General features: G+C 40.4%; 2 protein-coding genes and 1 pseudogene. All 3 read left to right on the top strand.

Annotated features, from left to right (window positions below; genetic code table 11):
- Positions 1–345, top strand: a 345-nt coding sequence (locus ACFIKE_RS09900; RefSeq protein ID WP_375649661.1) for a zinc finger domain-containing protein, incomplete at its 5' end; no start/stop codon positions are given.
- 84 nt (positions 346–429) lie between these two features.
- The gene (locus ACFIKE_RS09905) at positions 430–1,824 is read left to right on the top strand and encodes a M20/M25/M40 family metallo-hydrolase (RefSeq protein ID WP_375649664.1); all 1,395 of its coding nucleotides are present in this window, start codon (positions 430–432) and stop codon (positions 1,822–1,824) included.
- A pseudogene (locus ACFIKE_RS09910) lies at positions 1,817–1,971 on the top strand (ribonuclease D); the annotation flags it as partial. The gene ACFIKE_RS09905 and the pseudogene ACFIKE_RS09910, both read left to right, overlap by 8 nt.

The following is a 1,971-nucleotide window of genomic DNA, read 5'->3' on the forward strand; positions in this document are numbered from 1 at the left end:
TCTATTGTTGCAGGTCTTGGGAATATTTATGTTTGTGAGGCACTTTGGCGGAGTCGTTTGTCTCCACAACGTGGTGCATTTACATTGGCATCAAAAACGGCACGTGCATGTGAATTTGCAGATTCTTTAGCAAAAAATATACGCAATGTGATTTCTGAAGCCATTTTGTCTGGTGGCTCTTCTTTACGTGATTATATGCATATAGATGGTTCACTTGGTTATTTCCAACATGCTTTTTCAGTTTATGGACGAGAAGGCAAGCAATGTTTGGAATGTGGAACGCCTATAGTGCGTATTTTACAGGCTGGACGTTCAAGTTTTTACTGCTCACAATGCCAAAAATGAATAAGGTGTCTTGCAAAATCTTACAAGAGGCTTAAAGTCGTCGTATCTATAGTATAATTACACAAGGCTTGAGAGGTTTTTTTTATGCTGAATAAAGTACTAACACATCTTGATGGAAATATAGAAAAGAGCCTTGAACGCCTTTTTTCTCTTTTACGTTTTCAATCGATTTCTACAGACTCGGCTTACAAGGATGCATGTCGTAAAGCAGCTGATTGGTTAGTAGAGGATTTAAAAAGCATCGGTTTTGAGGCTTCACGCCGTGATACACCGGGTCATCCAATGGTTGTTGGGCATCATCCAGGACCTTCGGATGATTGTTTGCATGTTTTGTTTTACGGACATTATGATGTTCAACCTGTTGATCCTTTGAGTTTATGGGAGGATGATCCATTTACACCTTCTTTAAAAGAGAGAGATGGAGAGAAAGTTATTTGTGCTCGTGGAGCTTCGGATGACAAAGGTCAGTTGATGACTTTTATTGAAGCATGTCGTGCATTTAAGAAAGAAACAGGGCATCTTCCTGTTAAAGTTACTATTTTATGTGAAGGTGAGGAAGAATGTGCTTCTCCTTCCCTTATTCCTTTTTTAAAAGAAAATAAAGATGAACTTAAGGCAGATTATGCATTGGTTTGTGACACGTCAATGTGGGATGCGGATACACCATCTATTGCTCTTTCTCTTCGGGGAATTATGGCAGAAGAGATAATTATTACAGCAGCGAATCGTGATTTGCATTCTGGTTATTTTGGAGGAGTAGCAGTTAATCCCATTCGTATTCTAACGAAAATCTTAGCAGGACTTCACGATGAAAATAATAGGGTAACACTTCCTAGTTTTTATGATGGCGTAGAAGAAACACCTCCCCATATTTTGCAGTTATGGAATGAACTTAATTGTACTGCTGAAAATTTTCTTGGTCCTATAGGGCTTTCCATTCCTGCTGGTGAAAAAGGGCGGAGCATTTTAGAGCTTGTATGGGCACGTCCTACCATGGAAATTAATGGTATTAGTGGCGGCTATGAAGGGGAAGGGATGAAAACGGTTATTGCTTCTCAAGCGAGTGCAAAAGTATCGTGTCGTTTGGTGCATAAGCAAGATCCAGAGAAAATACGCCAAGCGTTGCGTGATTATGTACGTAGCTCAATTCCGGCTGATTGTAAGGTTGAATTTAAGAATCACGGTTCTTCTCCGGCACTTCAGATTTCTGATGATTCATCTTTTATCAAGGAGGCGAAGGATGCCTTATCACAAGAGTGGGAAGTGCCTGCTGTTTTGACAGCTATGGGGGGCTCGATCCCAATTGTAGCAGATTTTCGGTCAATTCTTGGTATGGAAACTCTTTTGGTTGGTTTTGGACTGGCTGATGACCGTATTCATTCGCCTAATGAAAAGTATAATTTAAAATCGTTTCATAAGGGGCAGCGGTCTTGGGCGCGTATTCTTGCTGCTTTCGCAAATAGGAGGGTAAATGGCTGAGATTCGCGTTCATCAAGGTGATTTACCAAACTTAGATAATTATAAAACTGACGCCATTGCGATTGATACTGAAACTTTAGGGTTACAACCCCATCGTGATCGTTTATGTGTTGTTCAGCTTTCTTCTGGAGATGGTACTGCCGATAT

This window comes from Bartonella sp. MU70NMGDW, from assembly GCF_042194085.1.
GTDB lineage: Bacteria > Pseudomonadota > Alphaproteobacteria > Rhizobiales > Rhizobiaceae > Bartonella > Bartonella grahamii.